Here is a 24,105-nt window from a genome sequence, read left to right on the forward strand (position 1 = left end):
GGGATCGTGAGCCATGCTAATGACAAGCGGTGCACGGGTGAACAGAGGGAGAGGGAGGGCGGCGTGCGGCTGGGCGGTGGGCTGCTGGTCGCGCTGGCGGCCGGGGCGGCGGGCGCGGGCTGGTGGCTGCTGGCCGGGCTGGTGCTCGCGGCGGTGGCCGCGGCCGGGACGGCGCGGGTGCCGGAACCGGGTGATGCCCTGGTGGACCGGGTCGTCGTGGCCGTCGCGCGGCCGGCCGAGACCGCGGTCTACGCGATCGCGTTCGGCGCGTACGTCTTCCCCGCGCACCGGGAACTCGCCGCGGCGGTGTTCGTCGTGGTGGTCGCCGGGGCGGGGTTCGCCGGGCTCAAGATCCCTACGTTCGTCGCACGGGCCGCGGGCGGGGTGCTCTTGGTGGCCGGGCTGGTCCTGGTGGCGCTCTGCGTGGCGGTGCCGCCGGTGTCGACCGTCGGTGGCGGCCTGCAGCCGCCGAACTTCGCCGGGGTGCTCGTCGCGGCCGTGCTCACGCTGCCGTTCCTGCGGCCGGCGGGCCGGGACAACGCCGGGCTCCGCGTGCTGCTGCTCGGCGCGGTCGCGGTGCTGGCCGCCTTCGCCGCGCTGTACCAGCTCGGTGCGGTCCGGCTCGGGCTGTCGCTGACGTCGTTGCGCGATCTGCTGTCCGCCGCCGACGCGGACTCGCTGCAGCCGCTGCTCACCGCGTTCGCCGTGGTCGCGACCGTGGTGCCGGCGCTCGCCGCGGGCGCGGAGGTCCGGACCCGGGCCGGCGTGCCCGGCCTCGCGGGCCTGGCCGTCGCCGCCGTGGCCGCGTACTTCCTGCCCGTGCTCCCGGTGCTCGTCGCCGCCGGACTGGCGACCGTGATCGCACTGCTACTCGGCGTGCGCGCCCGCCGGTACAGTGGGTCGCGTGAGTGATCGACGCTGGCGGCCCGGGCAGACCGTGCTCGAACGGTTCCACCGGCCGGACGGCTCGATCGGCCAGGTTCACCCGCTGCGCGTCCTCGAAGACGACGGCCGCGTCCTGCTCGGCTGGATCCCGGCCGGCACGCCGATCGTCGGCAGCCGGCTCGTCGACGGCCGGCACATGGCGGACGCGCCCCTGGAGCAGCGGTTCCGCATCCCGCGCGTCGCCGTCCCGGACTTCTGGCACCGCACGTCCACGCTGCGCCGGATCGCCGACGACGAATGGTCGTCGGTGTGGTGGTTCTTCGACGCCGCGGGCCGGTTCACGAACTGGTACGTCAACCTCGAGGTGCCGCTCGGCCGCGGCCCGGGCGCGGTGGACCGGGTCGACGGCGTGCTGGACGTCGTCGTCGACCGGGACGGCACCTGGCGCTGGGACGACGAGGACGAGGCCGAGGTGGCGATCGACGCCGGCCGGCTGACCCCGGAGCAGCTCGACCGGCTGCGTGCCGAAGGCGAGCGGATCGGCGCGCTGGCCGAGCGCGGCGCCTACCCGTTCGACGGGACGGACACCGACTTCCGCCCGGACCCGGACTGGCCGGCGCCGGAGCTGCCCGCGGGGCTGCTGGCGGAGCTCAGCCCGCCGTCAGGATCAGGATCAGCGCCAGCACGGCGTTGACGACCGCGAGGATCACGACGGACTTCGTCGGGATCACCTGCGGGAACACCGTCTTGTCGTGGATGCTGCGCCACCAGACGACGCCGAAGACCCCGGCGACCAGGCCGAGGAAGCCGCCGAAGCCGCTGCTGAGCACGGCCCAGCCGACCATGCCGAGCAGGCCGACGCCGAAGGTCAGCAGCACCGCGGTGACGAACGTCTTGACGCCGGCGCCGGTGCCCGGGGCGGACCGGGGGACCGGCTCAGTGGAGTGAAAGGTCACGGCGTCATCCTAGTGTGGTCGGGGCGCGGACGCGGGACGCCCAGCCGGTCGGGAACGCCGTCGGAAAACACGTGGACATCCGACTAACGCGCTTCCGACCAACAGGTATTCTCTGGCCATGACCATCACGACGCAGTTCACCTCTGTCCCGCACTCGAGCCCTGCGAGCCAGGAACGCGTCGCGGAGGTACTCACCGCCCCCGGTTTCGGGCTGTACTTCACCGATCACATGGTGACGGTCAAGTGGTCCAAGAGCGAAGGCTGGCACGACGCCAAAGTCGGCCCCTACGCCCCGTTCACCCTCGACCCGGCGACGTCGGTGCTGCACTACGGCCAGGCCATCTTCGAGGGTCTCAAGGCCTACCGCCAGCCGAGCGGCGCGATCGCGTCGTTCCGCCCGGACGCCAACGCCGCGCGCTTCCGGCAGTCGGCCGAGCGGCTCGCCATGCCGCAGCTGCCCGAGGAGCTGTTCCTCGAGTCGCTGCGCGAGCTGATCGCCGTCGACAACCGCTGGGTTCCCACCCGGCAGGGTGACGCGCTCTACCTGCGGCCGTTCATGATCTCGACGTCCACCGGCCTCGGCGTCAACAGCCCGGCCGCCGACTACGTCTACACCGTCATCGCGTCGCCTGCCGGGTCGTACTTCTCCGGCGGCATCAAGCCGGTGAGCGTCTGGCTCTCGACCGAATACGTGCGCGCGGCGCCCGGCGGCACCGGCGCGGCCAAGTGCGCCGGCAACTACGCGGCGTCGTTCGTGGCCCAGGCGCAGGCCGTCGAAAAGGGCTGTGACCAGGTCGTCTGGCTCGACGCGGTGGAGCGGCGCTGGGTCGAGGAGATGGGCGGGATGAACCTGTTCTTCGTCTTCGGCTCCGGCGAGAACGCCCGGCTCGTCACCCCCGAGCTGACCGGCTCGCTGCTGCCCGGCGTCACCCGCAAGTCGCTGCTGCAGCTCGCGGAGCGCCTCGGTCACAAGGTCGAGGAGCGCCGGATCTCCACCGACGAATGGGAGAAGGCGGCGGCCTCGGGGGAGCTGACGGAGACGTTCGCCTGCGGCACGGCGGCGGTGATCACCCCGGTCGGGCACGTCAAGCACGCGAACGGCGAGTTCACGATCGGCGACGGGCAGCCGGGCACCCTCACGATGAAGCTGCGCGAAGAGCTGACCGGCATCCAGGAGGGCACCCGCCCGGACCCGGACAACTGGATGGTCCCGCTCGGCTGAACTTTAGAGCCGTGAAGGCCTCCTTACCGGCCATAAGCGCCGGTAAGGAGGCCTTCACGGCTTTCCGGGTCAGGTGGCGACGGCGGGGATGAGCGGGCCGGAGACGCCGGCCTGCTCGTGCGTGGCCGTCTCGGCCAGGACGCGCGCGGCCATCGACAGCAGCGGCAACGCCGTCACCGCGCCGGTGCCTTCGCCGAGCCGGACGTCCAGCTCCAGCAGCGGGCCCAGGTCCAGGTGCTCCAGCGCGAGGCCGTGTGCCGGCTCGGCCGTCCGCTGCCCGGCGACCCACCAGCGGCGGGCGCCCGGGGCGAGGTCCTCGGCGACCAGGGCCGCGGCGCAGGCGACGAGGCCGTCGAGCACCACCGGCGTCCGCCGGACCGCGGCCTGGGCCAGGAACCCGGCCATCGCGGCGATGTCGGCGCCCGCGGTGGTGCGCAGCAGGGCGATCGGGTCGGCCAGCACGACGCGGGCCCGGCGCAGCGCGTCGCGCACCGCGGTGGCCTTGCGCATCCAGGCGTCGTCGTCGATGCCGGAGCCGCGCCCGACCACGGCCACCGGCTCGGTGCCGGTCAGCGCCGCGACGAGCACGGACGCCGGCGTGCTGTTGCCGATCCCGAGGTCGCCGGGGATGAGCAGGTCCGCGCCGCCGTCGACCTCGGCGTCGGCGATCGTGATCCCGGCGCGCACCGCGGCCTTGACCTCGGCGGCGCTCAGCGCGTCCTCGACGTCGATCGAGCCGGAGCCGCGGCGGACCTTGAACTCGCCGATCGAGCGGGTCGCGGGGGCCTCGGCGTCCACGGCCATGTCGACCACGCGGACGCTCGCGCCCGCGGCGGCGGCCAGCACGTTGATCACGGCGCCGCCGGTCAGCATCGTGCCCAGCAGCTGCGAGGTGACCTCGGCGGGATAGGCCGAGACGCCCTTGGCGGCGATCCCGTGGTCCCCGGCGAAGACGACGACCCGGGGCCGGGTGAACGGCCGCGGCGGCGACTGGCCCTGGCAGGCCGCGATCCAGACGCCCAGCTCCTCGAGCCTGCCGAGCGACCCGGCGGGCTTGACCAGCTTGTCGTGCAGGGCGATCGCCGCGGACCGGGCGTGCTCGTCGGGCGGGGTGATCTCGGGGAACTCGATGTCTTCCGGCTCCACACCAGGCCCTTTCCTCTTGTGGCGGCAGTCTTTTCCGGCACCGCCGCGGCCCAACCTACCGGGCCCGCGAAAATAGTTCGTGAGACGTGTCGATCCGGGCCTGCCCCGTTCGACGCGTGGTCGTAAGCGGGAGCACGAACACAGGGAGACACCACCATGGGCCGGATCGTCAACGCCACGTACATGACCCTCGACGGCGACATCACGAACATGCAGAACTGGCACTTCACGTACCTCGGCGAGCAGGCCCACGCGGCCGTGAAGGCGCAGCTGGCCGCCAGCGACGCGCTGATCATGGGGCGCAAGACGTACGACGGCTTCTCGCAGGCGTGGCCGCAGCTGCCCAAGGACGAGGTCTCCGACCGGATGAACAGCATCGACAAGTACGTTGTGTCCACCACGCTGAAGGACCCGGAGTGGACCGGCTCGAAGGTGATCTCGGAGAACGTCGTCGACGAGATCCGGGCCCTCAAGGAGCGCACCGCGGGCGACATCCTGCAGTACGGCTTCGGCGACGTCACCCGGCTGCTGCTCGACAACGGCCTGCTCGACGAGCTGCGCGTCTGGCTGCACCCGGTGCTCTCCGGCAACGCCACCCCGGACCAGCTGCTCTACCGCGAGACCGGCCAGAAGACGTTCACGCTGAACGGCACCGAGGTGCACGACACCGGCATGATCATCCTGAGCTACACGCCCGCCCAGTAGTCTCGCCGCTCGTGGAGACGGTGGAGAAGACGGCGGCCGCGGTGGTGCTGGCCAGCGGCGCGGGCACCCGCGTCGGCGCGCGGCTGAACAAGGTCTACCTGCCGCTGGCCGGGCGGCGGGTGGTCGCCTGGTCCCTCGACGCCTTCGCCGGGGTGCCCGGCGTCGGCGTGCTGGTGCTGGTGATCCGGCCGCAGGACGCGGAGCTCGCGAACGAGGTGCTCGCCGGCTTCGACGGCGACGTCGAGATCGTGCACGGCGGGCCCACGCGGCAGGCGTCCGAGCTGAACGCGCTGCGCCACCTCGCCCCGCGCATAACAGGCGGCCGGGTCGACGCCGTGCTGCTGCACGACGCGGCCCGGCCGCTGGTCCACTCCGACCTGGTCGGCGCGGTGCTGGCCCGGACACGCGAGGACGGGGGGGCTGTGCCGGGCCTGGCCGCGGACGACGTCGTCGAAGTGGATGCCGGGCACCTGGTCGCCCAGGTGCCCGGCGCGATCCGCGTCCAGACGCCTCAGGGCTTCCGGGCCGGACCGCTGCTCGAGGCCTACGAACAGGCGGAGCGTGAGGGCTTCTCGGGAACGGACACTTCGTCCTGCATGGAGCGGTACTCCTCCCTGCCGATCCGGTGGGTCCCCGGTGCGCCCGAGAACCTGAAGATCACCTACCCCCACGACCTGGTGGTCGCGGAGCGGCTGCTCGCCCGCTAAGCGCAGGCGGGTGGTCCGCCGTTGTCCCCTTTCTCCTCCTCGAAGCCGGTCCAGGTCGGGCGGATCGTCACGTCCGCGCGGAGCTCCATCGGGATGTGACAGCCCGGCTGCGGGCGCAGCGCTTGCAGTGGGGCGCCGGGGGTGCCCGGCTCCGCCAAGGTCAGCGCCGCCCGCAGCGTCCAGACCGGGGTGGCGTGGTATTGCCACGTGACCACCCGCGGGCTGAACACGTCGGTGCCCGGGAACGTCGGCACCCGGTAGGCGCTCGCCCGGTGCTCGTCCCGGAGTACGACCACGTCCGCGCAGGTCTGCCACTGGAAGACCGCCGCGTAGATCTCCGGCGCCTCGCGGCCGCCGAACAGGTGCAGCACCCATTTGCGGCGCCGGAGCTCCTCGAGCAGTTCCTCGAGATCCGGGCCGCCTGATCCGGTGTGGGATGTGGGCGGGGACACACTTTCGAGGGTAACTTGCGTACTAGAGCGCAGTCCAGCGCGTGTACTAGTACACCTGGGTGGTTCTGAGCAGGGCTTTGAGGGAGACCCCCTGGCGTGCTAGAACACTTGTGCGTAGTCCTCGTGAGGAGCCGCCTTGCCCACCCTCGACCGTCCTGAGCCGCCGTACCTGCAGATCGCGGGCCGGATCCGTGACGACATCCTGTCCGGCCGGTTGCAGGAGGGCGACGCGGTGCCGTCCGCCCGCGAGATCGCGCGCACGTGGGCCGTCGCGATGGCGACGGCCACCAAGGTGCTGGCCACGCTCCGCTCGCAGGGCCTCGTGCGTCCGGTGCGCGGCGTCGGCACGGTCGTCGACCGCGGCGGCCTGCACCGCAGCGCACTCGACCGCAGTGTCGCCTCGGCGCGCACCGGCAAGATCTACCCGCCGGGCCACTACGCCGTGATCCGGTCGGCCGGGCTCGAACCGGCGATCGAGCGGGCCGCGGCCGCTCTCGGCCTGGAGGCGGGCGCCCCGGCCATCCGGCGGCGGCGCACCACCTACGGGCCGGACTCGCGCCCGCTCTCGACGTCGACCTCGTGGTTCGACGGCGCGCTCTCGGCCAGGGCGCCGGCGCTGCTGGTGCCGGAGCGGATCGTCGAGGGCACGTCGGCCCACGCGGCCGCGCGGCTCGGCACGAAGATCACCGTCACGCAGGAACGGCACGCGGCGGGCCGGGCGGACGAGAACGAGGCGGCCGAGCTGGCGGTGCCGGCCGGGTCGCCGGTGCTGCTCGGCCGGAGCACCTTCCTCGCGGCCGACGGCACGGTCGTGGAATACGGTGAGTCCGCCGCGCTGCCCGAACACTGGGTTTTCCACGAGTACACGACTGAGGACGGCGAATGAAGCACATCCACGCGGGCAAGGTCCGTGACCTCTACGAGCTCGACGGCGACCTCCTGCTGGTCGCCACCGACCGCGTCTCGGTCTACGACGTCTCGCTCCCGACGCCGATCCCGGACAAGGGCAAGCTGCTCAACCAGCTGTCCGCGTGGTGGTTCGACCGGATGTCCGACGTCGTCCCGAACCACGTCGTCTCCGCGACCGACGTCCCGGACGAGTTCGCCGGCCGCGCGATGCGCTGCAAGCCGCTGAAGATGGTCCAGGTCGAGTGCATCGCCCGCGGCTACCTCGCCGGCCTCGGCCTGCGGGAGTACCAGCGCGACGGCAAGATCTCGGGCGTCTCGCTGCCGCCGGGCCTGGTCGAGGGCGACAAGCTGCCGGAGCCGATCTTCACGCCGACGACGAAGATCTCCGACACCGGGCACGACGAGTTCATGACCTTCGACGAGGTGCTGAACGAGATCGGCGAAGACACCGCGAAGCGGCTTCGCGAGCTGACGCTGGAGATCTACGCGAAGGGCGCCGAACACGCCGCCGCGCAGGGCGTCATCATCGCCGACACCAAGCTGGAGTTCGGGTTCGACGCCGAGGGCACGCTGACCCTGGGCGACGAGGTCCTGACGTCGGACTCGTCGCGCTTCTGGCCCGCCGACGAGTGGGAGCCGGGCCGGCCGCAGCACGCGTTCGACAAGCAGTTCGTGCGCGACTGGTCGCGCGGCACCGGCTGGGACCAGACCCCGCCCGGGCCGGAGATCCCGGCGGACATCGTCGAGCAGACGCGGCAGCGCTACACCGAGGTCTACGAGCGGATCACCGGGAAGACCTGGCCCCGTGGTTGAGCCGCGGGGCTACGACCCGTACCGGCTGATGGACGACGTCGAGAGCCTGCTGGCCGAGCGCGGCTTCACGCCGGAGCGGCTCCCGGGCCGCGGCGGTGACCGGCTGGCCGGGGCGAGCCGCCTGCTGCGCGGATTCGGCGTCGAGCCCCGCGTCTCCCCGGAGGACGGCCTCGACCTGGACGGCCACGTGCCCTACCAGGCCCGGATCAACCAGGACTGAAAAGCCGTGAAGGCCTCCTTACCGGCTCTTACGGCCGGTAAGGAGGCCTTCACGGCTTTCGACGTCAGGGGCTCTTGGTGAGGCTCGCGTCGCGCTCCACGACGTCACCGAGGACGTCGTCGATGGCGGTGAGCAGGTCGGCGTCGAGCTTCTTGCCGGCGGCCTGGACGTTGTCCACGACCTGCTCCGGCCGCGAGGCGCCGATGATCGCCGACGCGACGTTCGGGTTCTGCAGCACCCACGCGACGGCCAGCTGCGCCATCGACAGGCCCGCCTGCTTGGCGAGGGGCTCCAGCTCGGCGACGCGCTTGAGGACCTCGTCGTCGAGGAAGCGGCGGACCATGTTGGCGCCGCCCTTCTCGTCGGTGGCGCGCGAGCCCTCGGGGAACGCCGCGCCCGGCTTGTACTTGCCGGTCAGCACGCCCTGCGCGATCGGCGACCAGACGATCTGGCTGAGCCCCTCGCGCTCGGAGGCGGGGATGACCTGGTCCTCGATGACGCGCCAGAGCATGTTGTACTGCGGCTGGTTCGACACGAACGGGATCTTCAGCTCACGGGCCAGCGCCGCGCCCCGGCTGATCTGCTCGCCGGTCCACTCCGAGACGCCGACGTAGAGCACCTTGCCCTGGCGGACGAGGTCGGCGAAGGCGAGCATGGTCTCTTCGAGCGGCACGCTCCGGTCGAACCGGTGCGCCTGGTAGAGGTCGAGGTAGTCGGTGCCGAGCCTGTCGAGCGAGGCGTTCGCCGACTCGAGGATGTGCTTGCGGGACAGGCCCTTGTCGTTGGGCCCCTTGGGACCGGTCGGCCAGAAGACCTTGGTGAAGATCTCCAGGCTCTCCCGCCGCTGCCCCTTCAGGCCGCGCCCGAGCACCGACTCCGCGGCGGTGTTCGCGTAGACGTCGGCGGTGTCGAAGGTGGTGATGCCGGCGTCGAGCGCGGCTTTGATGCAGGCGTGAGCCTGGTCCTCCTCGACCTGGGAACCGTGGGTGAGCCAGTTCCCGTACGAGATCTCACTGACGTTGAGGCCGCTGCGGCCGAGACGACGAAACTCCATGACCGCAGCCTAGGCGGTAATCGTTTGCTTTGCTAACGACCTGGAGCAACTCCAGCCCGTTTTGGCGGTCCCGGACAGCGAAGAGCCGGGTGAGACGTGTCTCACCCGGCTCTTCCGGAAAGCTCAGTTGGGGATCGGGTCGCCCGGCTTCAGCCGTGGCTTCGGGACCCGCAGGCGCCGGATCTGCGACGCCCGGACGAACGCGTACCAGCCGACGGACCGGCCGTTCACCGTCTCCTTGGGGAACTTCTCGCGCACCAGCTTGCCGATCTTGCGGCCGTTGACGACGCCCTCGATGGCCATCACCAGCAGCAGCGCCGTGCACAGCAGGGTGATGTACGACTGCACCTGGGGCAACGGCACCAGCAGCGCGAGGAACACCAGGATCGCCAGCGGCATGAACAGGCCGAGCAGGTTGCGCCGGGTGTCGACCAGGTCGCGGACGTACGCCTTGACCGGCCCGCGGTCGCGCGGCAGCAGGTACTTGTCGTCGCCCGACATCATCCGCTCGCGGCGGATCTTCGCTTCGGAGCGGCGGTCTTCCTTGCTCTGCGGGTTCGCCTTGCGAAGCTCCTTGTTGCGCTTCATCGCCTCCCGCATGGTGGTCGGCGGCGGTGCGACCGGACCCCGGCGCTTCGCCTCCGCCTCCCGCCGCTTGGGCGTGGCCTTGCCCTTACCGGGCGTGAACGACTTGCCGCCGACGTCGACGGCCTCGGTCGTGGCCGGCTCGTCGGCGGCGGTGTCTGTGGTGCTTCGGCGCAGGAACCTCACGTCACCAGGGTATTGCAGGCGTCACGCCGCCGTTTCACCAGGTCGATCGATGTGCGACCATGGCAGGGGAACAGATCGGACGCACCGGGTGTTGGACGTAGGGCACCAGGAGTATCCGCAGTGAGTTCGAACCTATGAGGAGTGCCATGACGACCGCTGAGCACGCCGGCGCGACGCAGGCCGAGACCGCCGAGGAGACCCACGGCGTCACGCTGACCGACACCGCGGCTGCCAAGGCGAAGGCCCTGCTCGACCAGGAGGGCCGCGATGACATGCACCTGCGCATCGCCGTCCAGCCCGGTGGCTGTGCGGGTCTGCGCTACCAGCTGTTCTTCGACGAGCGCACGCTCGACGGTGACCTGTTCCGCGACTTCGACGGCCTCAAGGTCGCCGTGGATCGGATGAGCGCCCCGTACGTCTCGGAAGCCGTCATCGACTTCGTGGACACGATCGAGAAGCAGGGCTTCACGATCGACAACCCGAACGCGACCGGCTCCTGCGCCTGCGGCGACTCGTTCCACTGAGCGTCGCACGCCGGTTCTGAGCAACACGCGAGAAGGCCCCGCCTCCGAACGGAGGACGGGGCCTTCTTCGTTGCTGCGGGGTTGCGGCTCAGACGTAGGCGTCGAGCTCCGCGACCTGGGCGTGACACGCCTCGTCGACCTGCCACGGCGGCGCCTGGACGCGCGGCAGCGGGACGTCGCCCGCCCGCAGCGTCGTGGGGATGTGGGCGCAGTCGGCGATCAGCTCGGACAACGTCTCGGGTTCGGTGACGGCTTTCACGATTCGTAACGCTATTGATCGCGACTCGACTGGAGAAGGAGTACCAGCCGGTAGTCTCGGGTGGTGTGCGCGAACAACCCGGATGGGGCACGACCCGGGGGTAAGTTCGCGCCGTTTGCCGTGAGGTCGACCACAAAGGAGCAGCCGGTGGCAGACAGGGCCAGGATCGCAGTGTCCGGCAGTATCGCAACCGACCACCTCATGCACTTCCCCGGAAGGTTCGCCGAACAGCTGGTGGCCGAGCAGCTGCACCGGGTTTCGCTGAGCTTCCTCGCCGACGACCTCGTGGTCCGGCGCGGCGGGATCGGCGCGAACATCGCGTTCGGCCTCGGCGTGCTGGGCGTCAAGCCGGTGCTGGTGGGCGCGGTCGGCGCCGACTTCGCCGACTACCGCTCGTGGCTGGAGCGCCACGGCGTCGACACCTCGGGTGTGCACGTGTCGGAGACCGCGCACACCGCGCGGTTCGTCTGCACGACGGACGAGGACCTCTGCCAGATCGCGACGTTCTACGCGGGCGCGATGGCGGAGTCCCGCAACATCGAGCTCGCGCCGATCGCCGACCGAGCCGGCCCGCTGAGCCTGGTGCTGATCAGCCCGGACGACCCGGAGGGCATGGTCCGCCACGCCGAGGAGTGCCGCCAGCGCGGGTACACCTTCGCCGTCGACCCGTCGCAGCAGCTGGCCCGGATGTCCGGGGAGCAGGCGCGGGCGTTCGTCGCCGGCGCGAAGTACCTGTTCAGCAACGACTACGAGTGGGAGCTGCTGCTCCAGAAGACCGGCTGGACCGAGGCCGACGTCCTCGACCAGGTCGGCGTGCGCATCACGACGCTGGGTGAGAAGGGCGTCGAGATCGTCGGCAAGGACGGCGTCGCGCTGCAGATCGGCGCGGTCCCCGAGCGCGCCAAGGCCGACCCGACCGGCGTCGGCGACGGCTTCCGCGCGGGCTTCCTGGCGGGCCTCGACGGCGGCCTGAACGTGGAGCGGTCCGCACAGCTCGGCTCGCTCATCGCGGTGCTGGTGCTCGAGACGGTGGGCACCCAGGAGTGGACGTTCGACCGCGCCGACGCGCTCGCCCGCATCGGCGAGGCCTTCGGCCCGGACGCGGCCGAGGAGATCTCGGTGGTCCTCCCCGTCTGACGCACTGTCGTGCGAAGGCCCCCTCGCCGGTTGGTGAGGGGGCCTTTTCGTGGGCTTGACCTGAGGGTTTTCGGCTGGGCTTGAGTCCCTCGACGACGCCCCGTCCGGTACGGAGAATGGCGGAAGAGGCGGCCGAGAGGGGATCGGACGGCTCCACCAGGGGGAACCCCGGCAGCGGTCCGCGGGCCGCTGCCGGTCCTCCGCGTCGCCGATCCCGGGCATCGAGCTGCAGCCCTGCGGCGGTCCGGCGGCACGAACCAGTGGTGGCACTGACGCACCGAAAAAGGGCCTCCCCGCCGCGGCGAGGAGGCCCTTTCGCTTGTCCCGCGCGCGGGACATTCACTGTCTACAATGGACGGTCAGAGCTTGACCGGGTACACCGGCTCCGGGATCTCCGGCTTGATGCGGTGCTCCACGAAGATGCCGTGCCACAACATGAACACGATCAGCGCCCACAGCTGGCGGCTGCGGTCCAGCTGGCCCGCCTTGTGCTCCTCCAGCAGGGCCAGGATGGCCTTCTTGTCCAGCAGCTCTTCGGTCCGCGAATCGTTGATGATGCCCTTGGCCCAGTCGTACATCTCGTTGCGCAGCCACAGCCGGATCGGCACCGGGAAGCCGAGCTTGCGGCGGTTCAGCACGTGCGCCGGGATGATCTTCGCCAATGCCTGGCGCAGCGCGTACTTCGTGGTGTTGTGCGCCAGCTTCTGGTCCAGCGGGATCGACGCGGCGACCTTGAACACCTCGGCGTCCAGGAACGGCACCCGCAGCTCCAGCGAGTTCGCCATGGTCACCTTGTCCGCCTTGACCAGGATGTCGCCGCGCAGCCAGGTGTAGAGGTCGACGTGCTGCATCCGGGCCACCGGGTCCCAGCCGCGCGAGACGTCGTACCAGGGCGCCGTGACGTCCTTGAAGCCCACGCCTTCCTGGTACGTCTTGAGCACGTGGCGAAGCTGGTCGTCGCGGAAGTTGCGGGCGTTGCCGTAGTAGCGGTCCTCCAGCGGCAGCGCGCCGCGGCGCAGCAGGTCCTTGCCGCGGGTGCCCTCGGGGATCTTCGTGGACACCTTGCCGATCAGCTTCCGCATGCCGCCCGGCATCTTCTCGAACGGCGCCAGCGAGATCGGCTCGTTGTAGATCGTGTAGCCGCCGAACAGCTCGTCCGCGCCCTCGCCGGACAGCACCGCCTTGACGTGCTTGCGGGCCTCGCGCGCGATGAACCACAGCGGCACCAGCGCCGGGTCGGCCACCGGGTCGTCGAGGTACCAGACGATGAGCGGCAGCACCTCCATCATCTCGTCCGCGGTGACCGTGCGGACTACGTGCTTCACGCCGATCGCGGCGGCCGACTCGGCGGCGACGTCGACCTCGGAGTAGCCCTCGCGCTCGAACCCGGTGGTGAACGCGATCAGGTTCGGGTTGTGCTCCTTGGCCAGCGTGGCGGTGGCCGTGGAGTCGATGCCGCCGGAGAGGAACGCGCCGACGGTGACGTCCGGGTCGGAGATCATGTGCTTGCCGACCGAGTCGCGCATCACATCGGCGATGCGCTCGTACAGCGCCTCGGCCTCGGCCGGCCCGTTGACCGGCTTCGCCGCGAACTTCGGGTGGAAGTAGCGGGTGAACTGCACCTCACCGCCGGGGACGACCTCGAACGACGTCCCGGACTCGACGCGGCGGATCGCGGTGTGCAGCGACTCGGGCTCGGGCACGTACTGCAGGACCAGGTAGTGCTGCAGCGCCTTGCGGTCCAGCTCCTGCGCGACGCCGAGGGTGTCCGACAGCTCCAGCAGGCTCTTCTTCTCGCTGGAGAACGCCACGCCGCCGGGGCCGGCCGAGTAGAACAGCGGCTTGATCCCGAACGGGTCGCGCGCGCCGAAGACCCGCTTCTCCTGCGAGTCCCAGATCATGAAGGCGAACATTCCGCGCAGCTTCTCGACCCACGCGGCGCCCAGGTAGTGGTAGCCGGCGACGATGGCCTCGCCGTCGCCCTCGGTCTCGAACTTCGCCCCGTGCTCGCCGGCCAGCTCGGCCCGCAGCTCCAGGTAGTTGTAGATCTCGCCGTTGAAGTTCATCGTGTACCGGCCCGGCGCCTCCGGCGGCCCCCAGACGAGGGGCTGGTGCGCGTGCTCGACGTCGATGAACGCCAGCCGGTTGAAGCCGTAGACGACCTCGGCGTCGGCCCAGGTGTCCTGCTCGTCGGGCCCGCGGTGGCGCTGGCAGCGCATGGCCGCGCCGACGGCGTCACGCGCGTTCGCAGCGCCGGTTTCGGTCGCGCAGATCAGTCCAAGCAGGCCGCACACGGGTACTCACACACCTTCAGGGTCTTCGTGGGGCTGGGGAGCGCCCAGTATGCCGGGCGCGCCGTGGCGAGTACCACGCGCGTCGAGGGAGGCCCCTTGGTCAGCGGACTGCGCCAACTCGGCTAGGCTCCGCCCTGTCACAAAGATCGGTCGTAGGAGGCTCTGGGTGAAAGGGCGAGGCGCAGTGGGAAAACCCGAGCGCACCCTGGGTAAGCGGACCGCGCGTGTAGCCGCGCTGGCCGTGCTGGTCGCGTTGACCGCGACGGGCTGCTCCGGCGACGAGATCCTGCGGTTCGGCTGGCCGGTGGGTGTCACCGAGCAGGCGAACGAGATGCGGAACCTCTGGACCTGGACCGTGATCGCGGCGCTCGTCGTCGGCGTCATCGTCTGGGCCCTGATCTTCTGGACCGCGACGTTCCACCGCAAGAAGAAGACGGTCGACGGCGAGCCGGAGGAGCTGCCCCGGCAGTTCCAGTACAACATCCCGCTCGAGCTGTTCACGGTCGTCGTCCCGACGATCATGGTCTGCGTCCTGTTCTTCTTCACCGCGACGACGGAGTCGAAGGTCCTGGACAAGATCCCGAACCCGGACGTCAAGGTCCAGGTCGTGGCGTTCCAGTGGAACTGGGAGTTCAGGTACGAGGACCCCAGCGCCGCCAAGCCCGACGGCAGTGGCCAGGTCAGCACGGTCGGCTCGTCCGGCGAGATCCCGCTGCTGGTGCTGCCGGTCGGCAAGACGATCCAGTACGACCTGATCTCGACCGACGTCATCCACTCCTTCTGGGTGCCTGAGTTCCACTTCAAGCGGGACGTCATGCCGAACCCGGACAAGAACAACCAAGACAGCTCCTTCCAGAACAAGATCGACCGCGAGGGTTCCTTCGTCGGCCGGTGCGCGGAGCTGTGCGGCACGTACCACTCGGTGATGAACTTCGAGGTCCGGGCGCTGTCGGCGGACAAGTACGACCAGTACATCGCGTTGCGCAAGCAGGTGAACCCGGCCACGAACCAGACGTTCACCGCGTCCGAGGCGCTGACGAAGATGAACTGCGGCGAGCTGTGCACACCGCACGCGGTCACCACCCAGCCGTTCAACACCGACCGCACGGCGCGGACCGCGTCGAACTGACTCTGAGCGACTGTGTCAACCGGAGCTCCGCCCCGGGCCGGGGGCTCCGCCACCCGGACCCCCTGAAGAGCGATAACAGGAGTAGGAAAGACCCATGAAGGTCGAAGCGCGAATCTTCTTCATCGTGGCGAGCTTCGCCGTGTTCATGGCGGCCGTGTACTGGGTGTGGACCGCGCTGGCCGCCACCCACGGACCCGAGCCGGTCGGCATCGTTTCGCTGTTCCTCACCGGTGGCCTCGCGTTCCTCGCGGGCAGCTACATGCAGTTCGTCGCCCGCCGCATCGAACCGCGCCCCGAAGACCGCGAAGACGCCGAGATCAGCGACGGCGCCGGCGAGCTGGGCTTCTTCAGCCCGGGCAGCTACTGGCCGGTCAGCATGGCGGCCACCGCCGCCCTGGCCGCCCTCGCCCTGGCGTTCTTCCACATCTGGCTGCTGGTCATCGCGCTCGTCGCGCTGCTGATCACGATCGGCGGCCTGGTGTTCGAGTACCACACGGGTCCGTCGCACGACTGACCTCAAGCTCCGCTGACCGGCCGTCACGCTGCTCGACAGTGTGGCGGCCGGTTTTCGTGCGTTGCGGGGCCAGCGCGGCGGCCAGCACCGCGAGCATGCCGACGGCCTCGGGCCAGGTCGGGCGGTGGCCGTAGAAGGCGATGTCGACCAGCACGGCGACCACCGGGTAGACGTAGGACAGCAGCGCCACCGTCGTCGTGGGCAGCTTGCCGATGCTGGCGTAGATCAGCACGTACATCAGGGCCGTGTGCACCGTCCCGAGCAGCACCAGCCAGAGCAGTCCCGACGTCGTCGACGGCAGCGGCGTGATCAGCAGCACGGGCGCCAGCAGCAGCGCGCCGACCGTGGTCTGCACGGCCGCGAGCAGGTGCGGGCGGACGTGCTTCAGCTGCTTCGCGACGAAGGACGCGCCGGCGTAGAGCACGGCCGCGCCGAGGGCGAGGGCGATTCCCGCCAGCTGCACCGGCTTGCCGTCCTCGCCGTGGGCCGACAGTGAGATGAGCGCCACGCCGCCGAACGCGATCCCGGCCCGGATCAGGTGACTCTTCGCGAACTTCTCGCCCAGGAACGCCGCCGCCAGACCGACCAGGATCAGCGGCTGGGTGTGGTAGACGACCGTGCTGACCGAGATCGACGACAGCGCGTACGAGGCGAACAGCAGCACCCAGTTCCCGACCAGGAACAGCCCGCCCAGCACGGCCAGCCCGAGGTCGCGGCGCGACGGCCGCCAGGCCTGCAGCCAGCCGCGCGCGAGGCACCAGAGCACGAGCAGCGTCCCGCCGACGAAGCAGCGGGCGAACGCGACGGCCGGGGCCGCGGCGCCGCTTTCCAGGACGACCGCGCCGATCGTCCCGGACATCGCCATCGCCGCGGTCCACTGGAGCAGCGGGCGGCTTTCCGAATTCATCATGCGGACCAGGTTCGTCCCGCGCGCGCCGGCCGACCAGTGTCAGAGATGACAACGACCGCAAAACTTGTGACACACTCGGCCGATGGACGTCAACCGGGTCGCGGTGGTGCTCGCCGACCACGTTTCACCGTTCGAGCTGGGCGTCGCGTGCGAGGTGTTCGGCACCGACCGCAGCGCCGACGGCATCGACGGCTGGGACTTCGCCGTCTGCTCCCCGGGTGGCGCGCCGATCGCCAGCTGGTCGGGCTTCGGGCTGTCCGGGCTCGCGGACCTGGACTTCGCGGCGTCGGCGGACCTGCTGATCGTGCCGACGTGCGCGCCCCGGACGGCACCGCCGCCGTCCCCGGTGCTGGACGTCCTGCGCGACGCGGCCGCGCGCGGCGCGTGGGTGGCGGGGTTCTGCGCGGGCGTGTTCACACTGGGGTACGCGGGCCTGCTCGACGGCCGCCGTTGCACGGTCCACTGGGTGTACGAAGCGGAGTTCCGGCAGAAGTTCCCGACGGCGCTCGTGGACCCCCAGGCGTTGTACGCCGACGACGAGGGCGTCCTGACCAGCGCGGGCACGGTCGCGGCGGTCGACCTGTGCCTGCACCTGGTCCGCCGCCTGCGCGGCGTGACGGCGGCGACGACCCTGGCCCGCCGGATGGTGGCGGCGCCCTTCCGCGCGGGCGGCCAGGCCCAGTTCGTCCAGGCCCCGGTCCCGTCCCTGCCGGACGACTCGGTGGTGGCCGAAGCACTGGAATGGGTGGAGCGACGGCTGGACCGGCCGTTCACGGTGGCGGAACTGGCCCGCCGCAGCGGCCTGGGGGAGCGGACGTTCCTGCGCCGCTTCTCGGCGGCGACGGGCACAACGCCGCACCGCTGGCTGACGGAACGCCGGCTGGACCGCGCCCAGGCCCTGCTGGAGGAAGGCCGCTTGTCGGTGGAGGACATCGCAGTGGCGTGCGGCTACGCCTCGGCGGCGGCGTTGCGCCACCAGTTCACCCGGCTGAGGGGGACGAGCCCGACGTCGTACCGCACGGCCTTCCGCGGCTGACGCCGGTCCGCGGCTACTGGAACGCGATCCAGCGGTCCAGCAGGGCCGTTGCCGCGCCGGAGTCGATCGCCTCGGCCGCTCGCGTCAAGCCCGCGCGCAGGTCGTCCTCCAGGGACGCCGAGAAGCCCGTGAACGCCGCCAGGGCCGCCGCCGCGTTGATCAGGACGGCGTCGCGGACCGGGCCCGGCTTGCCGCCCACCAGCTCGCGGACGACCTCCGCGTTCGCCGCCGCGTCGCCGCCGCGCAGGTCCTCCGCCGTCGCGCGCGGGATGCCCAGCTCCAGCGGGTCGAGGCCGCGCTCGGTGACCTCACCGTCCGCGACCACCCAGAGCGTCGACGTCGTCGTGGTGGTGATCTCGTCGAGGCCGTCGTCGCCGCGGACCACCAGGGCCCGCGTGCCGCGCCGGGCGAACACCTCGGCCAGCACCCGGGTCTTGTCCGCGTACGCGCAGCCGATCAGCGCGCTGCCCGGCTGGGCCGGGTTGGTCAGCGGGCCGAGCAGGTTGAACGTCGTCGGCACGCCGAGCTCGCTGCGGACCGGGCCGGCGTGGCGCAGCGCGGGGTGGAACGCCGAGGCCAGGAAGAACCCGACGCCGACCTCCGTGAGGCTGCGCTGCACCTCCTCCGGCGGCAGGCTGATCCGCACGCCGAGGGTCTCCAGCACGTCGGCCGCCCCGGACTTCGACGACGCGCTGCGGTTGCCGTGCTTGGCCACCGGCGCGCCCGCCGCCGCCGTGACGATCGTCGCCATCGTCGAGATGTTCACGGAGTTCGAGCCGTCACCGCCGGTGCCGACGATGTCGACGGCCGGGCGGTCCAGCTCGACCCGGCGCGCGTGCGCCAGCATCGTCGCGGCCATGCCGGCGATCTCCGCGGGCGTCTCGCCCTTGGCGCGCAACGCCACCGCGAACCCGGCGATCCGGGCCGGGCTCGCCGCGCCGCTCATGATCTGGTCCATCGCCCACGCCGTGTCGTCCTCGGACAGGTCGACCCGCGCGATGAGCTGCTTGAGCAGGGGTGGCCAGGTGCGGGGGACCGGGGTGGTCACCGGGCTCAGCCGTTCACGACGGGGACCCGTCGCGCGCGCAGCACGTCGGCGACGGTCTCCGCGGCGGTCAGCGGGTCCAGCGGGTGCACCAGCACGGCGTCCGCCTGCGACCAGGTGGCCAGCCACCGGTCGTCCCGCCGCCGCACCGCGACCACGATCGGCGGGCAGTCGGTGATCTCCGCCTTCAGCTGGCGGCACAGCCCGATGCCGCCGGTCGGCTGCGCTTCGCCGTCGAGGATCGCCAGGTCGACGTGGCCCGCGTCCACCTCGGACAGCACGTCCGCGATGCCGGCCGCCTCGACGTACTCCACGCGGCCCACGTCGGCGGCGGGCCGCCGGCCGACCGCGTTCACGATCGCCTCGCGCACCTCCGCCTTGTGGCTGAACACCAGGACCCGCATCGCCCGCTCGGTCATTGAGCACGCCTCCGTCTTCGTCAACAAATGCTTTCGGGGGTTCCGGGTGGCGGAGCCCTCGGCCCGGGGCGGAGCCCCGGTTACAACAGAGTCTCGTCCGATCGTATCGGCCGAGACCGACATCACGCGGGCGCCTCCGGCTGGAGCGCGTCCCAGCCCAGCGCGTCGCCGCCCAGCCGCTGCGCGAGGCCCGCCATCCGGGACCGTTCCTGGGCGCAGTGGAGCGCGTCGAGCACCTGGACGCGGACCGCGTGCACCCGCGTCAGACCTCCATCGGGTGACTCTTCTCGCAGGTCGTAGCCGTCCTGGGCGAGGATCGACGCCGCTTCGCCGAGGCGAGCGGGCGGAAGCAGCAGGTGGTGCCGCAGAACGGCGGGTGCCGTGCTGACCCAGGCGGGTGAACCGGCGAGCACGGCGGAGTCCGCGACGGCCGGGTCGAAGGCCTCGGCGACGATCTTCAACCCGGGCGTATCAGGCGTCAGACCGGCGGTTTCGTCCTTCTTGACCAGGTCACGCAGCCGGTCGAGTAAACCCATGAGTAGCTCTCACCTTTCCGCAGTGCCGGTTTCCGGAGGTGTGATCGGCTCCGCACGCGACTTGCCGTGGACCCACCCGGCGGGACGGCGGCGCGGGAGGACATAATGCGATCCGTGACAACGGCAGCTCCCACCATCAGTCAGCGGGTTCACTCGCTGAACCGGCCGAACATGGTCAGTGTCGGCACCATCGTGTGGTTGTCCAGCGAACTGATGTTCTTCGCCGGGCTCTTCGCGATGTTCTTCACCGTCAAGGCGCAGAACTCCACCGGCGCGTGGCCACCACCGCTGCACGGCGAGGAGTTCCACCTCAACGTGACGTACGCGATCCCGTTCACGGTGATCCTCGTGCTGTCCTCGCTGACCTGCCAGTTCGGTGTGTTCGCCGCCGAGCGCGGTGACGTCTACGGGCTGCGCCGCTGGTACATCATCACGTTGATCATGGGCGCGATCTTCGTCGGCGGCCAGGCCAACGAGTACCACAACCTGGTCGAAGAGGGGATGACGATCCCGTCCGGCCCGTTCGGCACGGTCTTCTACCTCGCCACCGGGTTCCACGGCCTGCACGTCATCGGCGGGCTGATCGCCTTCGTGTACCTGCTCATCCGCACGAAGCTGAGCAAGTTCACCCCCGCCCAGGCCACGTCGGCGATCGTCGTGTCCTACTACTGGCACTTCGTCGACATCGTGTGGGTCGGCCTGTTCGGTGTGATCTACCTCCTGCCGTGAGGTCCGCGCCCCCAGCCGCCACCACCTTCTCCATCGGCCTGAACTGACAGCAAGGGTTGCCGCAAGATGACCACCAGCACCAAGTCCTCGGAGCGCGGCTACCGCGCGCGGTCGAAGCTGCGGAGGCGGTTCGCCGGCCTGCTCGCGCTCGGTATCGCGCTGGTGAGCGCCGGCGCCCTGTACGCCGTGTTCGCCCCCGAGCCGCAGACCGCGCAGGCCCAGGGCACGCCGGCGCAGCTGCGCCTCGGCGAGCAGGTCTACAACAACACCTGCATCGCGTGCCACGGCGCGAACCTCGAAGGCGTGCAGGACCGCGGCCCGAGCCTCATCGGCATCGGTGACGCCGCGGTGTACTTCCAGACCTCCTCGGGCCGGATGCCGGCCGCGCGGCAGGAAGCGCAGATCGAGCGCAAGCCGCCGAAGCTGAGCGAGGCCGAGATCGACGCGGTCGGCGCCTTCATCCAGGCGCACGGCGGCGGCGCCCAGCGCCCGGCCGAGAAGGGCGAGGCGCTGCGCGGCAGCGACCCGGCCCGCGGTGGCGAGCTGTTCCGCCTCAACTGCGCCTCGTGCCACAACTTCACCGGCCGCGGCGGCGCGCTGTCGGCGGGCAAGTACGCGCCGAACCTGGACCCGGCGAGCGAAGAGCAGATCTACACCGCCATGCTCACCGGCCCCCAGAACATGCCGAAGTTCTCCGACCGGCAGCTTTCGCCCGAGGAGAAGAAGGACATCGTCGCCTACGTGAAGTCGGTGTCCGACGGCAACAATGACCCGGGCGGTAACGGCCTCGGCGGGGTCGGCCCCGCTTCCGAGGGTGTCATCGCCTTCATCGTCGGGATCGCCGCGCTGATCGGCGTGACGTTGTGGATTGGATCGAAGGCATGAGTGCCGAGGGGCCTAAGCCGCCGACGGAGGCGGAGCTGGCGGAGATGGATCGCGACCAGCTGCTGAAGCTGGGCGGTCAGCTCGACGGCGTCGAGATCGCCGAGTACCCGACCCCGTGGCCCGTGGAGGGCACCCGCGCGGAGAAGCGCGCCGAGCGCCTGGTGGCGTTCTGGTTCGCGCTGTCCGCGGTGGCCGGGCTGGGGTTCGTCGTCTCCCTGATCTGGTGGCCGTGGCAGTACGAGGCGCCGGACAACGAGAGCGGCCACTTCTGGTACAGCCTCTACACCCCGATGCTGGGGCTCACGCTCGGCCTGGCCATCCTCGGCCTGGGCATCGGCGTGATCCTCTACACGAAGAAGTTCGTGCCCGCCGAGGTCTCGGTGCAGGAGCGCCACGACGGTGACGGCAAGGGCTCGACCGAGGTCGACCGCGCCACGATCCTCGCGCACCTGGCCGACGCCGGGAGCCGCAGCACCATCGCCCGCCGGTCGCTGATCAAGCGCTCGGCGATCGCCGGGGCCGGCACGCTGGGCCTCGCGGCCGCCGCGCTGCCGCTCGCGTCCTTCATCAAGAACCCGTGGAAGGACACCGAGGGCCGTGACTCCCTCTGGCACACCGGCTGGCAGCCGAACTTCCCCGGCGAGAAGGTCTACCTGCGCCGCAACACCGGCAAGCCGCTGGAAGAGGGCCAGGAGGCCAGCCTCGTCAAGGCCGAGGACCTCGACGCCGGCGCGATGGAGACGGTGTTCCCGTACCGCGACTCCGAGAAGGACAAGCCGGAGCTGCTGGCCGCCGCGCTGACCCGGGTCGACAACCCGGTCATGCTGATCCGCCTGCGCTCGACCGACGCCGCCAAGGTGGTCAAGCGGTCCGGCCAGGAGGACTTCAACTTCGGCGACCTCTACGCGTACACGAAGATCTGCAGCCACGTCGGCTGCCCGACCTCCCTGTACGAGCAGCGGACCAATCGCATCCTGTGCCCGTGCCACCAGTCGCAGTTCGACGCCCTCCACTACGCCAAGCCGATTTTCGGCCCGGCGACCCGTCCGCTGGCCCAACTACCGATCACGGTGGACGAAGAGGGATACTTGATCGCGCGAGGCGACTTCATCGAGGCCATCGGTCCGGCCTTTTGGGAGCGTAAGTCATGAGTTCACTCACCACGCCGACCAAGGGGTCGAGCGCGATCGAGCGGGCGGTGGGCGACGCCGCGGACAACGCCGATCAGCGCTACCGCCTGGCCAAGGGCCTGCGGCACCAGATGAACAAGGTGTTCCCGACCCACTGGTCGTTCCTGCTGGGCGAGATCGCGCTCTACAGTTTCATCATCCTGCTGCTCACGGGTGTGTACCTGACGTTGTTCTTCGACCCCTCGATGCAGGAGGTCGTCTACCACGGCAGTTTCACGAACATGCAGGGCCTGGAGATGTCGCAGGCGTTCCGCACGACGCTGGACCTTTCGTTCGACGTCCGTGGTGGGTTGTTCATGCGGCAGCTGCACCACTGGGCGGCGTTGATCTTCGTCGCGTCGATGGCGGTGCACATGCTGCGGGTGTTCTTCACCGGCGCGTTCCGCAAGCCGCGTGAGGCCAACTGGGTGATCGGTGGTCTGCTGCTGGTCCTGGGCTGCTTCGAGGGGTTCTTCGGGTATTCGCTGCCGGACGACCTGCTCTCCGGTACCGGTATCCGGGCGACGTTGTCGGGGATCGTGTTGTCGGTGCCGGTGATCGGGACCTGGATCCACTGGGCGTTGTTCGGTGGGGAGTTCCCCGGCGACCAGATCATCCCGCGGCTGTACACGCTGCACATCCTGCTGCTGCCGGGGATCATGCTGGCGCTGGTCGGGGCGCACCTGGCGCTGGTGTGGTACCAGAAGCACACCCAGTTCCCGGGGGTGCGCCGCAAGGAGACCAACGTCGTCGGGGTGCGGATCATGCCGTACTTCGCCCTCAAGGGCGGCGCCTTCTTCACGCTGGTCATCGGCGTGCTGGCGCTGATGTCGGGCCTGTTCCAGATCAACCCGGTGTGGAACTTCGGCCCGTACAACCCGGCGCAGGTCTCCGCCGGGTCCCAGCCGGACTGGTACATGGCCTGGGCCGACGGCATGCTCCGGATCTGGCCCGCGTGGGAGGTCTACCTCGGGAACTACACGATCCCGGCGGTGTTCTTCCCCGGCGCGGTCGGCATGCCGATCCTGATCGGGCTGTTCATCAGCTACCCGTTCATCGAGCGGAAGCTGTCCAAGGACAACGCGTACCACAACCTGCTCCAGCGGCCCCGGGACGTCCCGGTCCGCACGGCGCTGGGCGCGATGGCGCTGGGCTTCTTCATGGTGATCGAGCTGTCGGGCTTCAACGACATCATCGCCGACCAGTTCGACATCTCCCTGAACGCGACGACGTGGGCCGGCCGCATCGGCGTCCTGCTCGTGCCGCCGGTCGCCTACTACCTCACCTACCGGCTCTGCCTGGGCCTGCAGCGGGCCGACCGCGAGGTGCTGGAGCACGGCGTCGAGACGGGCATCATCAAGCGGCTGCCGCACGGTGAGTTCATCGAGATCCACCAGCCGCTCGGCGGCGTCGACAGCCACGGCCACGCGGTGCCGCTCGAGTACCAGGGCGCGTCCGTGCCGAAGAAGATGAACAAGCTGGGTTCGGCGGGGCACGCCGTGCCGGGCACGTTCTGGACGCCCGACCCGGCCGAGGAGACCACCGCGCTGCAGCGGGCTCACGGCAACGGGCATTCGAACGGCAATGGCAACGGTCACGCGAACGGCAACGGCCACACGCGTGCGGAGATCGAAAGCGCCGAGACGGCGTCGGAGCGCTCCGAGCACTAGACGGTACTG

General features: G+C 70.5%; 28 protein-coding genes. 17 read left to right on the forward strand and 11 right to left on the reverse strand.

Annotation, left to right across the window (positions count from 1 at the left end; all coding sequences use genetic code 11):
• Nucleotides 1–63 precede the first annotated feature (63 nt).
• Both OG439_RS00120 and OG439_RS00125 read left to right on the forward strand, forming a co-directional pair.
• Nucleotides 64–912, forward strand: a complete 849-nt coding sequence (locus OG439_RS00120; RefSeq protein WP_326947313.1) for a hypothetical protein — start codon at nt 64–66, stop codon at nt 910–912.
• The gene (locus OG439_RS00125) at nt 905–1,579 is read left to right on the forward strand and encodes a DUF402 domain-containing protein (RefSeq protein ID WP_326947314.1); all 675 of its coding nucleotides are present in this window, start codon (nt 905–907) and stop codon (nt 1,577–1,579) included. Before OG439_RS00120 ends, OG439_RS00125 begins: the two co-directional genes overlap by 8 nt.
• Here OG439_RS00125 and OG439_RS00130 read toward each other — a convergent pair.
• Entirely contained in the window at nt 1,536–1,841 is a 306-nt protein-coding gene (locus OG439_RS00130) for a hypothetical protein (RefSeq protein ID WP_326947315.1), read from the reverse strand. The two genes, OG439_RS00125 and OG439_RS00130, sit on opposite strands and share 44 nt — an antisense overlap.
• 118 nt (nt 1,842–1,959) lie before the next feature.
• Here OG439_RS00130 and OG439_RS00135 point away from each other — a divergent pair, with 118 nt between their 5' ends.
• Entirely contained in the window at nt 1,960–3,063 is a 1,104-nt protein-coding gene (locus OG439_RS00135) for a branched-chain amino acid aminotransferase (protein ID WP_326947316.1), read from the forward strand.
• 69 nt (nt 3,064–3,132) lie between these two features.
• On the opposite strand, the gene cobT is transcribed toward OG439_RS00135, so the two are convergent.
• Nucleotides 3,133–4,209, reverse strand: coding sequence for a nicotinate-nucleotide--dimethylbenzimidazole phosphoribosyltransferase (cobT, locus tag OG439_RS00140; protein ID WP_247062686.1), 1,077 nt, complete (start codon nt 4,207–4,209; stop codon nt 3,133–3,135).
• A 156-nt stretch (nt 4,210–4,365) separates the two neighbouring features.
• Here cobT and OG439_RS00145 point away from each other — a divergent pair, with 156 nt between their 5' ends.
• Together OG439_RS00145 and OG439_RS00150 are read left to right on the forward strand one after the other, a co-directional pair.
• Nucleotides 4,366–4,914: a dihydrofolate reductase family protein gene (locus tag OG439_RS00145; RefSeq protein WP_326947317.1), complete on the forward strand. Its 549-nt coding sequence runs from the start codon at nt 4,366–4,368 to the stop codon at nt 4,912–4,914.
• Nucleotides 4,915–4,934: 20 nt separating this feature from the next.
• Nucleotides 4,935–5,621: an IspD/TarI family cytidylyltransferase gene (locus OG439_RS00150; RefSeq protein WP_326951456.1), complete on the forward strand. Its 687-nt coding sequence runs from the start codon at nt 4,935–4,937 to the stop codon at nt 5,619–5,621.
• Here the strand turns inward: OG439_RS00150 and OG439_RS00155 are convergent.
• A complete protein-coding gene (locus OG439_RS00155; protein ID WP_326947318.1) occupies nt 5,618–6,073 on the reverse strand; it encodes a hypothetical protein in 456 nt (151 codons plus the stop codon). The two genes, OG439_RS00150 and OG439_RS00155, sit on opposite strands and share 4 nt — an antisense overlap.
• A 136-nt stretch (nt 6,074–6,209) precedes the next feature.
• On the opposite strand from OG439_RS00155, the gene OG439_RS00160 reads away from it, so the two are divergent.
• Genes OG439_RS00160 through OG439_RS00170 form a run of 3 tightly spaced genes read left to right on the forward strand, consistent with a single transcriptional unit; the run spans nt 6,210 to nt 8,015 of the window.
• A complete protein-coding gene (locus OG439_RS00160) occupies nt 6,210–6,959 on the forward strand; it encodes a GntR family transcriptional regulator (RefSeq protein WP_247062689.1) in 750 nt (249 codons plus the stop codon).
• Nucleotides 6,956–7,795 (forward strand): phosphoribosylaminoimidazolesuccinocarboxamide synthase, encoded by an 840-nt coding sequence (locus OG439_RS00165; RefSeq protein WP_326947319.1) that lies wholly within the window; start codon nt 6,956–6,958, stop codon nt 7,793–7,795. Before OG439_RS00160 ends, OG439_RS00165 begins: the two co-directional genes overlap by 4 nt.
• Nucleotides 7,788–8,015: a hypothetical protein gene (locus tag OG439_RS00170; RefSeq protein ID WP_247062693.1), complete on the forward strand. Its 228-nt coding sequence runs from the start codon at nt 7,788–7,790 to the stop codon at nt 8,013–8,015. Before OG439_RS00165 ends, OG439_RS00170 begins: the two co-directional genes overlap by 8 nt.
• A 64-nt stretch (nt 8,016–8,079) precedes the next feature.
• Here OG439_RS00170 and OG439_RS00175 read toward each other — a convergent pair whose 3' ends face one another.
• Together OG439_RS00175 and OG439_RS00180 are read right to left on the reverse strand one after the other, a co-directional pair.
• Nucleotides 8,080–9,069 (reverse strand): aldo/keto reductase family protein, encoded by a 990-nt coding sequence (locus OG439_RS00175; protein WP_326947320.1) that lies wholly within the window; start codon nt 9,067–9,069, stop codon nt 8,080–8,082.
• 123 nt (nt 9,070–9,192) lie between these two features.
• Complete coding sequence (locus OG439_RS00180; protein WP_326947321.1) at nt 9,193–9,840, reverse strand: DUF3043 domain-containing protein; 648 nt, start codon at nt 9,838–9,840, stop codon at nt 9,193–9,195.
• A gap of 146 nt (nt 9,841–9,986) precedes the next feature.
• Here OG439_RS00180 and OG439_RS00185 point away from each other — a divergent pair, with 146 nt between their 5' ends.
• Nucleotides 9,987–10,364 (forward strand): HesB/IscA family protein, encoded by a 378-nt coding sequence (locus OG439_RS00185; protein WP_247062697.1) that lies wholly within the window; start codon nt 9,987–9,989, stop codon nt 10,362–10,364.
• Between the two features lie 88 nt (nt 10,365–10,452).
• Here OG439_RS00185 and OG439_RS00190 read toward each other — a convergent pair whose 3' ends face one another.
• Nucleotides 10,453–10,623, reverse strand: a complete 171-nt coding sequence (locus OG439_RS00190; protein ID WP_247062699.1) for a hypothetical protein — start codon at nt 10,621–10,623, stop codon at nt 10,453–10,455.
• A 147-nt stretch (nt 10,624–10,770) separates the two neighbouring features.
• Between OG439_RS00190 and OG439_RS00195 the strand changes: the two genes are divergently transcribed.
• Entirely contained in the window at nt 10,771–11,760 is a 990-nt protein-coding gene (locus tag OG439_RS00195; protein WP_326947322.1) for a carbohydrate kinase family protein, read from the forward strand.
• A 359-nt stretch (nt 11,761–12,119) separates the two neighbouring features.
• Here OG439_RS00195 and asnB read toward each other — a convergent pair whose 3' ends face one another.
• Nucleotides 12,120–14,054 carry an asparagine synthase (glutamine-hydrolyzing) gene (asnB, locus tag OG439_RS00200; protein WP_326947323.1) on the reverse strand — a complete coding sequence of 645 codons (1,935 nt, stop codon included), beginning with the start codon at nt 14,052–14,054 and terminating at the stop codon, nt 12,120–12,122.
• Nucleotides 14,055–14,238: 184 nt separating this feature from the next.
• Between asnB and ctaC the strand changes: the two genes are divergently transcribed.
• Together ctaC and OG439_RS00210 are read left to right on the forward strand one after the other, a co-directional pair.
• Nucleotides 14,239–15,183 (forward strand): aa3-type cytochrome oxidase subunit II, encoded by a 945-nt coding sequence (ctaC, locus tag OG439_RS00205; RefSeq protein ID WP_326947324.1) that lies wholly within the window; start codon nt 14,239–14,241, stop codon nt 15,181–15,183.
• Between the two features lie 94 nt (nt 15,184–15,277).
• A complete protein-coding gene (locus OG439_RS00210; RefSeq protein ID WP_326947325.1) occupies nt 15,278–15,697 on the forward strand; it encodes a cytochrome c oxidase subunit 4 in 420 nt (139 codons plus the stop codon).
• Here the strand turns inward: OG439_RS00210 and OG439_RS00215 are convergent.
• Entirely contained in the window at nt 15,645–16,607 is a 963-nt protein-coding gene (locus OG439_RS00215; RefSeq protein WP_326947326.1) for a DMT family transporter, read from the reverse strand. The two genes, OG439_RS00210 and OG439_RS00215, sit on opposite strands and share 53 nt — an antisense overlap.
• An 82-nt stretch (nt 16,608–16,689) precedes the next feature.
• Between OG439_RS00215 and OG439_RS00220 the strand changes: the two genes are divergently transcribed.
• The gene (locus tag OG439_RS00220) at nt 16,690–17,643 is read left to right on the forward strand and encodes a GlxA family transcriptional regulator (RefSeq protein WP_326947327.1); all 954 of its coding nucleotides are present in this window, start codon (nt 16,690–16,692) and stop codon (nt 17,641–17,643) included.
• A gap of 13 nt (nt 17,644–17,656) precedes the next feature.
• Here OG439_RS00220 and trpD read toward each other — a convergent pair whose 3' ends face one another.
• From trpD to OG439_RS00235, 3 genes are all read right to left on the reverse strand, one after another.
• Nucleotides 17,657–18,691 (reverse strand): anthranilate phosphoribosyltransferase, encoded by a 1,035-nt coding sequence (gene trpD / locus OG439_RS00225; RefSeq protein WP_326947328.1) that lies wholly within the window; start codon nt 18,689–18,691, stop codon nt 17,657–17,659.
• 5 nt (nt 18,692–18,696) lie between these two features.
• Complete coding sequence (locus OG439_RS00230) at nt 18,697–19,107, reverse strand: hypothetical protein (RefSeq protein WP_326947329.1); 411 nt, start codon at nt 19,105–19,107, stop codon at nt 18,697–18,699.
• Nucleotides 19,108–19,229: 122 nt separating this feature from the next.
• The gene (locus OG439_RS00235; protein WP_247062716.1) at nt 19,230–19,643 is read right to left on the reverse strand and encodes a ribonuclease E inhibitor RraB; all 414 of its coding nucleotides are present in this window, start codon (nt 19,641–19,643) and stop codon (nt 19,230–19,232) included.
• Nucleotides 19,644–19,748: 105 nt separating this feature from the next.
• On the opposite strand from OG439_RS00235, the gene ctaE reads away from it, so the two are divergent.
• The 4 genes from ctaE to qcrB all read left to right on the forward strand — a co-directional run bounded on the left by ctaE (nt 19,749) and on the right by qcrB (nt 24,096).
• Complete coding sequence (gene ctaE, locus OG439_RS00240; RefSeq protein WP_247062718.1) at nt 19,749–20,372, forward strand: aa3-type cytochrome oxidase subunit III; 624 nt, start codon at nt 19,749–19,751, stop codon at nt 20,370–20,372.
• A 66-nt stretch (nt 20,373–20,438) separates the two neighbouring features.
• Nucleotides 20,439–21,257: a cytochrome bc1 complex diheme cytochrome c subunit gene (gene qcrC / locus OG439_RS00245; RefSeq protein ID WP_326947330.1), complete on the forward strand. Its 819-nt coding sequence runs from the start codon at nt 20,439–20,441 to the stop codon at nt 21,255–21,257.
• Complete coding sequence (qcrA, locus tag OG439_RS00250; protein ID WP_326947331.1) at nt 21,254–22,408, forward strand: cytochrome bc1 complex Rieske iron-sulfur subunit; 1,155 nt, start codon at nt 21,254–21,256, stop codon at nt 22,406–22,408. Before qcrC ends, qcrA begins: the two co-directional genes overlap by 4 nt.
• Nucleotides 22,405–24,096 carry a cytochrome bc1 complex cytochrome b subunit gene (gene qcrB / locus OG439_RS00255; RefSeq protein ID WP_326947332.1) on the forward strand — a complete coding sequence of 564 codons (1,692 nt, stop codon included), beginning with the start codon at nt 22,405–22,407 and terminating at the stop codon, nt 24,094–24,096. Before qcrA ends, qcrB begins: the two co-directional genes overlap by 4 nt.
• Nucleotides 24,097–24,105 lie beyond the last annotated feature (9 nt).

Origin of the sequence: Amycolatopsis sp. NBC_01307 (assembly GCF_035975215.1) — a bacterium.
GTDB lineage: Bacteria > Actinomycetota > Actinomycetes > Mycobacteriales > Pseudonocardiaceae > Amycolatopsis.

Bases quoted from the DNA above. Each gene is read 5' to 3' on its own strand.
- OG439_RS00185 (WP_247062697.1), top strand. From the start codon at position 9,987: ATGACGACCGCTGAGCACGCCGGCGCGACGCAGGCCGAGACCGCCGAG.
- OG439_RS00210 (WP_326947325.1), top strand. From the start codon at position 15,278: ATGAAGGTCGAAGCGCGAATCTTCTTCATCGTGGCGAGCTTCGCCGTG.
- OG439_RS00175 (WP_326947320.1), bottom strand. From the start codon at position 9,069: ATGGAGTTTCGTCGTCTCGGCCGCAGCGGCCTCAACGTCAGTGAGATC.
- qcrA (WP_326947331.1), top strand. From the start codon at position 21,254: ATGAGTGCCGAGGGGCCTAAGCCGCCGACGGAGGCGGAGCTGGCGGAG.
- OG439_RS00135 (WP_326947316.1), top strand. From the start codon at position 1,960: ATGACCATCACGACGCAGTTCACCTCTGTCCCGCACTCGAGCCCTGCG.
- ctaE (WP_247062718.1), top strand. From the start codon at position 19,749: ATGCGATCCGTGACAACGGCAGCTCCCACCATCAGTCAGCGGGTTCAC.
- OG439_RS00220 (WP_326947327.1), top strand. From the start codon at position 16,690: ATGGACGTCAACCGGGTCGCGGTGGTGCTCGCCGACCACGTTTCACCG.
- OG439_RS00235 (WP_247062716.1), bottom strand. From the start codon at position 19,643: ATGGGTTTACTCGACCGGCTGCGTGACCTGGTCAAGAAGGACGAAACC.
- qcrC (WP_326947330.1), top strand. From the start codon at position 20,439: ATGACCACCAGCACCAAGTCCTCGGAGCGCGGCTACCGCGCGCGGTCG.
- OG439_RS00215 (WP_326947326.1), bottom strand. From the start codon at position 16,607: ATGATGAATTCGGAAAGCCGCCCGCTGCTCCAGTGGACCGCGGCGATG.
- OG439_RS00145 (WP_326947317.1), top strand. From the start codon at position 4,366: ATGGGCCGGATCGTCAACGCCACGTACATGACCCTCGACGGCGACATC.
- OG439_RS00230 (WP_326947329.1), bottom strand. From the start codon at position 19,107: ATGACCGAGCGGGCGATGCGGGTCCTGGTGTTCAGCCACAAGGCGGAG.
- OG439_RS00165 (WP_326947319.1), top strand. From the start codon at position 6,956: ATGAAGCACATCCACGCGGGCAAGGTCCGTGACCTCTACGAGCTCGAC.
- qcrB (WP_326947332.1), top strand. From the start codon at position 22,405: ATGAGTTCACTCACCACGCCGACCAAGGGGTCGAGCGCGATCGAGCGG.